Source organism: Tumidithrix elongata BACA0141 (assembly GCF_036349135.1).
GTDB lineage: Bacteria > Cyanobacteriota > Cyanobacteriia > Pseudanabaenales > Pseudanabaenaceae > Tumidithrix > Tumidithrix elongata.
This window is the reverse complement of record NZ_JAZBJZ010000176.1, coordinates 1-7429: the sequence shown is the minus strand read 5'-3', so window position 1 is coordinate 7429 and position 7429 is coordinate 1. Positions and strand designations below refer to the sequence as shown.

General features: G+C 46.9%; 5 protein-coding genes and 1 tRNA gene. 3 read left to right on the top strand and 3 right to left on the bottom strand.

Annotated elements, in window-relative coordinates; translation table 11 throughout:
* Positions 1-392: ATP-binding protein (locus V2H45_RS24230; protein WP_330486266.1), on the bottom strand; the 392-nt coding region annotated here is incomplete at its 3' end.
* Positions 393-521: 129 nt separating this feature from the next.
* On the opposite strand from V2H45_RS24230, the gene V2H45_RS24225 reads away from it, so the two are divergent.
* Positions 522-594: transfer RNA gene (locus V2H45_RS24225), tRNA-Ala, on the top strand.
* A 12-nt stretch (positions 595-606) separates the two neighbouring features.
* On the opposite strand, the gene V2H45_RS24220 is transcribed toward V2H45_RS24225, so the two are convergent.
* Both V2H45_RS24220 and V2H45_RS24215 read right to left on the bottom strand, forming a co-directional pair.
* On the bottom strand, positions 607-918 hold the full coding sequence (locus V2H45_RS24220) for a DUF2288 domain-containing protein (RefSeq protein ID WP_330486265.1): 312 nt from the start codon (positions 916-918) through the stop codon (positions 607-609).
* Complete coding sequence (locus V2H45_RS24215; protein ID WP_330486264.1) at positions 918-1658, bottom strand: uracil-DNA glycosylase; 741 nt, start codon at positions 1656-1658, stop codon at positions 918-920. Before V2H45_RS24215 ends, V2H45_RS24220 begins: the two co-directional genes overlap by 1 nt.
* Positions 1659-1974: 316 nt before the next feature.
* Here V2H45_RS24215 and V2H45_RS24210 point away from each other — a divergent pair, with 316 nt between their 5' ends.
* Both V2H45_RS24210 and V2H45_RS24205 read left to right on the top strand, forming a co-directional pair.
* Positions 1975-2919 (top strand): hypothetical protein, encoded by a 945-nt coding sequence (locus V2H45_RS24210; RefSeq protein WP_330486263.1) that lies wholly within the window; start codon positions 1975-1977, stop codon positions 2917-2919.
* 300 nt (positions 2920-3219) lie between these two features.
* The gene (locus V2H45_RS24205; RefSeq protein WP_330486262.1) at positions 3220-7329 is read left to right on the top strand and encodes a response regulator; all 4110 of its coding nucleotides are present in this window, start codon (positions 3220-3222) and stop codon (positions 7327-7329) included.
* The last annotated feature ends 100 nt before the right edge of the window (positions 7330-7429 follow it).

Genomic DNA, 7429 nt, shown 5'->3' with positions numbered 1-7429 from the left:
AGGAATGTAGGGTCTTTATTCACCATTATAAAAGATGTCAAATCGGTTCTATAAAGTCCGCGACCGCACTCTAGTTCGTGGCAGGGCGTATCGTCTGCTTGCTCGTGCGAGCATTCTTGCGATTTATGTAGTGCGCCTTGATCGGTAATGACCCACCAGTACTGATGCCCCGCGATCGAAAAATGAATGGTCACCTGTCGGCTCGGATCGAGTTGATTTCCATGCTTAGCTGCATTCACCAATGCTTCTTGTAAGCCTAAGCGTAGCTCTGGCTGCCAGAGAGGAGGAACCTCTGTCAGTAGTAAATCAAGCACAGGAACGAGGTATAACGTCGAAGCAAAACTAAGCGTGCTCCATTTGCGTCCAACAGGACGGAGGGGTGTTACAACCACGTGCTTTCAACTCCTAAGCGGATGCATATTTACACTACTCTTATATTCTACCTAAAGAAATAGAAGATTTTTGTTAATTTGACACAATGCCAAATTTGAGCGATTATACATAAACTATATTTTTAGTAAGGGGCTATAGCGCAGTTGGTAGCGCATCTCAATGGCATTGAGAGGGCCAGCGGTTCGAATCCGCTTAGCTCCATTAAATAATTCATTAAATACCCTGTGGCAGTTCAGCAGGTAGTTCTTTGATCAGCACAAATGGATGAATAATTAAGCTGGTAAATTCTTTGTCGCGTTCTTGCTTCCAGCGATCGATATGTGCCTCTGTGGGTGCGTAGAGCCAGCTATCATCAAGCCACTGCTTCACCAACTTGCTGTTATCTTCGGCAACAGCCACACCTGCTTCAACTAGATCTAATTGGGGGGATACGATTACCACGCGCCCTTTTAACGCATGGACTTCTAACCAATCCCACTTGGCAGTATCTACCATTTCCTGTAACTGTTTTTGTAAGTCACTCACTAAAATTCTTCCTCATCCTCTTCAATGTTGTCTTGCCCCTGTAGTTGAGATTTAATCTCTAAATACTTGGCTTTGACGGTTTGAATATCTTGCCACATCAGCCATTTAGGACTGCCTTTTTCGCGACTGGCATTGCGGAGTAAATAGGCTGGATGCAGGATGGGCATGATTAACCTGCCTTCCCACTCACCCCATTCGCCCCGAATTTTGGTGATGCCGCGTTTGTCCCCCGTTACGGCTTTTACAGCGGTAGCACCTGTCAGTAAGATAATCTTAGGATCGATTAAACGAATTTGTTCCAGTAAATAGGGCTTACAGGCAGCCATTTCGATATCTTCAGGGACTCGATTGTTTGGGGGGCGGCACTTCACCACATTGCAAATATAGACATCCTTTTCGGGGTCGAGGTCTACGGACTGCAAGATTTTGTCTAAAAGCTGCCCAGCTTTGCCCACAAAGGGTAAGCCCGTTTCATCTTCGTTTTGACCGGGACCTTCGCCAATAATGGCAATCAAGGCTTGCCGATTGCCGCGCTCTACGACGACATTGGTGCGGGTTGCGGCGAGGGGGCATTTTTGACAGGCGATCGCATCAGCTTTTAAGGCATCAAGATCGGCATAGGTAACCCCCACGGGTACGGGTGGTGCAGGTTTGGCTGCTTTAGATGACTGTTTAGCGGTTTGTTTGGCTTTGGGAGATGGATCTAGGTCAAACAGGCTAATTTGTTCGGCATCAGTCATATATCTAAAAGTTGTGTGGGTTACTGATGGGGCTATTTCTATAATCTTACTATTAGCGCTTCAAGAACGTTTATTTTCTTGCGTTTTGGATTTTACCTTTAGATGCGATCGCTTCTCACTCTCAGATACATCAAAACCTTTAAACTTTTCTACAGAAATTTTTAACTTAATATCAAGATTATTTTATGATTTTCTCATAACTTAAAGGATTGCCATATACCCGATTGTCTTGGGGCGCAACCAAGATCGAGCAACCACCGTTAATAGCCACTGTTAATAGCCACTGTTAACAACCATTAGTTAAGAGGATATAACTATGATGAAACGATACAAGCCCAGTAACATTGCCCCCAATGACGGGAAAAAGTTGCTTGCCATTTCCTCTGTAGCTACAGGAGTCGTCATTGGCGGTGTTGTGGCTTTTATCTCTCAGTTTTTCTACTTTATCGTGCTTTTCCCTTTAGTGATGGGAGGAGCGAGTGGTGCTGCGATCGCATGGGCAGTTCACAAAGGCAAAGTTCGCAATCCTCTCGTGGCGATGTCATTTGCTGCACTCAGTGGCTTGGTGATGTATGGAACCATGAACTACGGGCAGTATTTACTATTTTGGCAAGAAGCCTTCAAAACCGCTGAGAAGGAAATGCCCCAAACCGATCGCGCCACAGTGAATCAAATGCTGGAAACCTATTTAAAAGAACAAACTGATTCATCAGGTTTTGTCGGATATCTAAAGTATGCGGCAAAGAAAGGGATAGATATCACCAAGTCAGGCAGTAAAATTCATTTAGATGAAACATTTACTTGGTTTTATTGGTTGATAGAGCTTGCGGTGATTGAAGGGCTTGCGATCGCGGCGGCGAGGGCTGCTGCTTTAGCGCCCTTTAGTGAAGATGCGAATGATTGGTATGACGCGAAGCAATTGATTGGGATGGTTGAGAATAGTGCAAAAGAGGAGATACTCGGCTATATCAACAACGAGCATTTTGGCAAAGTGGGCAGTATGCTAGATCTTCAAGGGGATATCCCCTATCCTCATATTGAGTTGCACATGCAGTCCTGTACTGCGGCTCCAAGTAGCGATTCCATCCTTTTCCTGTCCACGGCGACAAAGGATTCCAAAGGCAATGTTGCTCTCAAGGAACTTTGTTCGGGCTTAATTTCACCGCTCCAAAGAGCTGACCTGACTCGTGCGATCGAAGAGAAGAAAACTGCACAAAATTCAGTGGTGGAACCCAAGGAGGAGAAAGCAGAGGAGCAGTAGAAAAAGATTGGAAGTCCATGGGTTAATTGTAGAGAAATATGAACTTCGATCTCGTGAGACTGATTGGATCTACTTCTCTGAAGTTAAGAAAGCGAACATATCGGCGATCTTGCTCTTAAGCGCTCTGGGTGGGAATTTCCAGAGGTTGAGTAACCATTAAGTAACAAACCTATAACCTTGAAATAACGAATGTATAACTGAAAATCTCGATTTACCGCCTTTACGCCCATGACAGGGAAATCTCGGCATGGTAAATTTTCGTTTAAGTGATGCGTTCGTCTAGTAACTTGAGTTAATCCGTTGAAAGTTTTAACATGCCTGATTTCTAAAATTTCTGGGCGACTCCCGCTAAGCCTAGTTCTGATTGCACCGTTTGTCCTCCAAATCTTCGGTACGGTAGGACTAGTCGGCTACCTATCGTTTAAAAATGGCGAAAAAGCCGTTGATGACTTAGCGACGCAACTCAATAGCGAAATTAGCACGCGGATTCAGCAGCATGTTCTCGGTTATTTAAACAAATCGCATCAGACGCTAGAGGTTACCTATGCAGGTATCAAGAGCGGCAACATTAACTTAGATGACTTCCCTGCCTTACAGCGTTATTTTTGGCAAATCGTGCAAAATCGCGATATGGAAGCCTATATTTCTTTTGGTAATGCGAACGGAGAGTTCGTCGGTGTCGAGCGGCAAGAAGATGGCAGATTTCAACTCAAGATTCGCGATCGCTCCACTGCCCCCATGCGCGAAGTCTATTATCTCAACGATCGCGGCGAACGCGACACCTTGGTAACTCGTGCCAAGTACGATACGCAATCGCGCCCTTGGTATAAAGCTGCCGTTCAAGCGGGTAAGCCAAGTTGGAGCCCAATTTATCCCTTTTTCTCGCGCAAAAACACCCTGTTGGGCATTACCCCCGTCTTGCCCATTTATACACCAACGGGAGAATTGCGCGGCGTTCTAGCGATTAACGTCACCCTGCTGCACATTACGGAATTTCTCAGCAGTCTGCGGATCAGCCAATCGGGACAAAGTTTCATCATGGAGCGATCGGGCGATCTGGTGGTCAGTTCGACCATCCCTCAGCCCTTTCGGATTAAAGGCGAAGGAGAGAAGCGCGAAATCGAACGCCTGAAAGCTTTAGATAGCAATAATCCTACGGTTAAAGCGACGGCTCAGTATTTACACGATCGCTTCAGCAATCTCAACGACATTCACCAAAGCCAAACCCTGAAATTTCAGATCGATGGCGAATGGCATTACGTACAGGTGCTGCCCTGTAAAGAGCGTCACGGCATTGATTGGTTGGTGGTCGTAGTCGTACCCGAATCGGATTTCATGGCGCAAATTCACGACAATACGCGCACGACGATCCTGCTTTGCTTGGGAGCTTTAGGATTGGCGATCGCAGTTGGGTTATACACAGCGCGTTGGATCGTACGACCGATTTTAAAATTGGAAAAAGCGGCGATCGCCGTGGCAGAGGGAGATTTTTCCAAAACTGTCCATTTAGATCGCTCCGACGAATTAGGCGTGTTAGCTGAGTCATTCAACAGTATGGCAGCACAGTTACAGACCTCTTTCACTGCCCTCGAAGCCAAAAACACCAAATTGAGGGAACTCGACAAACTCAAAGATGAGTTCTTAGCGAACACTTCCCACGAACTGCGAACGCCGCTCAATGGCATTATCGGATTGGCAGAGTCGCTGATCGACGGTGCGACTGGCCCACTATCGGACAATACCAAGTCCAACCTCGATACGATCGCCTCGGCAGGGCGGCGGCTGGCTACGCTGGTCAACGATATCCTTGACTTCTCGCGACTGAAACACCGCAATATCGATCTGCAAATTAAACCGATCGCCGTGCGAGAAATTGTGAGTGTCGTGCTCGTTCTATGCCAATCTTTGGTAGGAAATAAGCCTCTACAATTGGTGAATGCGGTCAGTGCCGATCTACCCTTGGTCGATGCCGATGAAAATCGCTTGCAACAGATTCTATACAACTTGTTGGGCAATGCGATCAAATTTACCGAAACGGGAACGATTGAAGTCTCGGCAAAGATTGTGGCAGGGCATGTTTCTACGCCACTGAGTAGAGACGGTGCGCTATCAGCACGCCTGCAATCCTTCTTGCAAAATTCCCAAATTGAAATTGCGATCGCAGATACGGGTATCGGCATTCCAGAAAACAAGTTAGATCGCATCTTTGAGTCCTTCGAGCAGGCAGATGGTTCCACGGCAAGGGTCTATGGTGGCACAGGGTTGGGATTGGCTGTGACCAAACAACTGGTGGAACTGCATGGTGGCACGATCGCGGTATCCTCTAGCGTTGGCGAAGGTTCGCGGTTTAGCTTTACGCTGCCAATGGCTAAGGAACATTCTCAAGAGCATCACCTCAGCGATCGCCCCTCGATCTCCCATCCGCCTGAGGTTTTACTAGATGGGACAGAATCGAAGACAGTGGGATTAGAACCAGAACTATCCATACCAGAATTTGTCGCACCAGAACTGGTCGAACGCAACGGCTGGGCTAGCGATCTACCCTCTGCCCACCCAACACCCCATGTACCGATCGCTCCACCCTTGATAGCCGACGAAGGCAATCTCAAGATCTTGATCGTAGATGACGAACCTGTGAACTTGCAGGTGTTGGTGAATAACCTATCTCTGGCAAATTATGCGATCGCCCAGGCCAACAACGGACTGGAGGCACTAGCTCTAATCGAACAAGGATTTAAGCCCGATCTGGTCTTGCTGGATGTGATGATGCCACACATGACTGGCTACGAAGTCAGCCAAAAACTGCGGGAACGTTTCATGCCGAGCGAACTGCCAATTGTCATGCTCACTGCCAAAAATCAAGTATCCGATCTCGTGGCTGGATTTGAAGCTGGAGCCAATGATTACTTGACCAAGCCCTTTTCCAAAGACGAACTCTTGGCAAGAATCAAAACCCACATTAATCTCTGTAAGTTGATCTCTGAGAATCGCTCTTTAAATCTCAAGCATGAAGAATTAGAACAGGAAAAGACCGACCTAGAAATTTTGCTCGATGCCACCACCGAACATGCCGATGCCGTGCAAGAGGAGTTAAAGCAACAGGCGATCGAAGCCCTACAAGCCAGCGAACGGAGATTGAGAAAATTTCTCGAAGCCATGCCTGTCGGCGTTTTTGTGATCGATGCAGAGGGTAAGCCCTATTACATCAATTCCCTCGGCGAGCAGTTGCTGGGGAAAGGACTGGTCAAAAATTTAGCCTCCTCAAAGCTGTCCGAAGCCTATAAAGCCTACGTGCGCGACACAGATGAAATCTACCCCACTACCGATTCGCCGATCTATAAAGCATTAAAAGGAGAAATTAGTTCCGTAGATGACATGGAAATTCGTCACGGTGACCGAGCTATTCCCATTGAAGTTTGGGGTACGCCCATTCGCAACGAGCAGGGCGAAATTTTATATGCGATCGCGGCTTTCCAAGATATTACCGAACGCCGAAAAGCACAGGCAGAGCGCAACAAGTTCACGCGCGAAATTATGGAGCTGAACATAGCTTACGAACGGTTTGTACCTAAGGAATTTCTAAGGTTCCTCAACAAGGCTAGTATTACAGATGTCAAACTGGGCGACCAAGTTCAGCAAGAAATGACGATTCTATTTTCCGATATTCGTTCCTTTACTAGCCTATCGGAAGGCATGTCACCGCAAGAGAATTTTAACTTTATCAACGAATATCTCAGCGTTGTAACGCCCGAGATCCATTCCCGTAAAGGCTTTATCGATAAGTACATCGGTGATGCTGTGATGGCGCTGTTCCCAGAGTCACCCGATGATGCTGTCCTCGGTGCGATCGCCATGCAAAAAAAGGTGGCTCTGTTTAACGAAAAGCGTCAACTCCGAGGGGAAGTTCCCATTACGATTGGAATTGGCTTACATACGGGTAGTTTAATGCTAGGCACGATCGGCGGAGCCCAACGCATGGAGGGTACGGTGATTGCCGATGCCGTGAATTTAGCTTCGCGATTGGAAGGCTTGACGAAAATGTATGGCACAGCGATCGCGATTAGCGAACAGACACTGTTTCAACTGGAAGATATGGAGCAGTATAGCTACAGATTTCTCGATCGTGTCAAGGTCAAAGGCAAACAAGAGGCGGTTGCCGTCTTTGAAATCTACGACAGCGAACCCTTATTACAGCAGCAACTGAAGACACGCACGCGCAGCAATTTTGAAGAAGCGATCGTGCTCTATTATCAACAACAGTTCGATCGAGCACAGCAACTTTTTCAAGCTATTGTGGAAATCAATCCCCAAGATATTGCAGCGCAGTTGTACCTCACCCGTTGCGAGAAATATCGCAAACATGGCTTCCCCGAAGAATGGGAAAGCTTACAGGTTCTGGTCGAAAAGTGAAATAACCTGAGTTTGGGATAAGGAAGAAGATCGAATGCGGTCTTTTAACCTGAATAATTCATCAGGGAGAGAAAGTGGAGAAAAAAAAGAGCCTAAAACT

What these genes read in the sequence shown, in the direction of transcription:
- V2H45_RS24215 (WP_330486264.1), bottom strand. Translation starts at nt 1,658, where the DNA reads ATGACTGATGCCGAACAAATTAGCCTGTTTGACCTAGATCCATCTCCC.
- V2H45_RS24210 (WP_330486263.1), top strand. Translation starts at nt 1,975, where the DNA reads ATGATGAAACGATACAAGCCCAGTAACATTGCCCCCAATGACGGGAAA.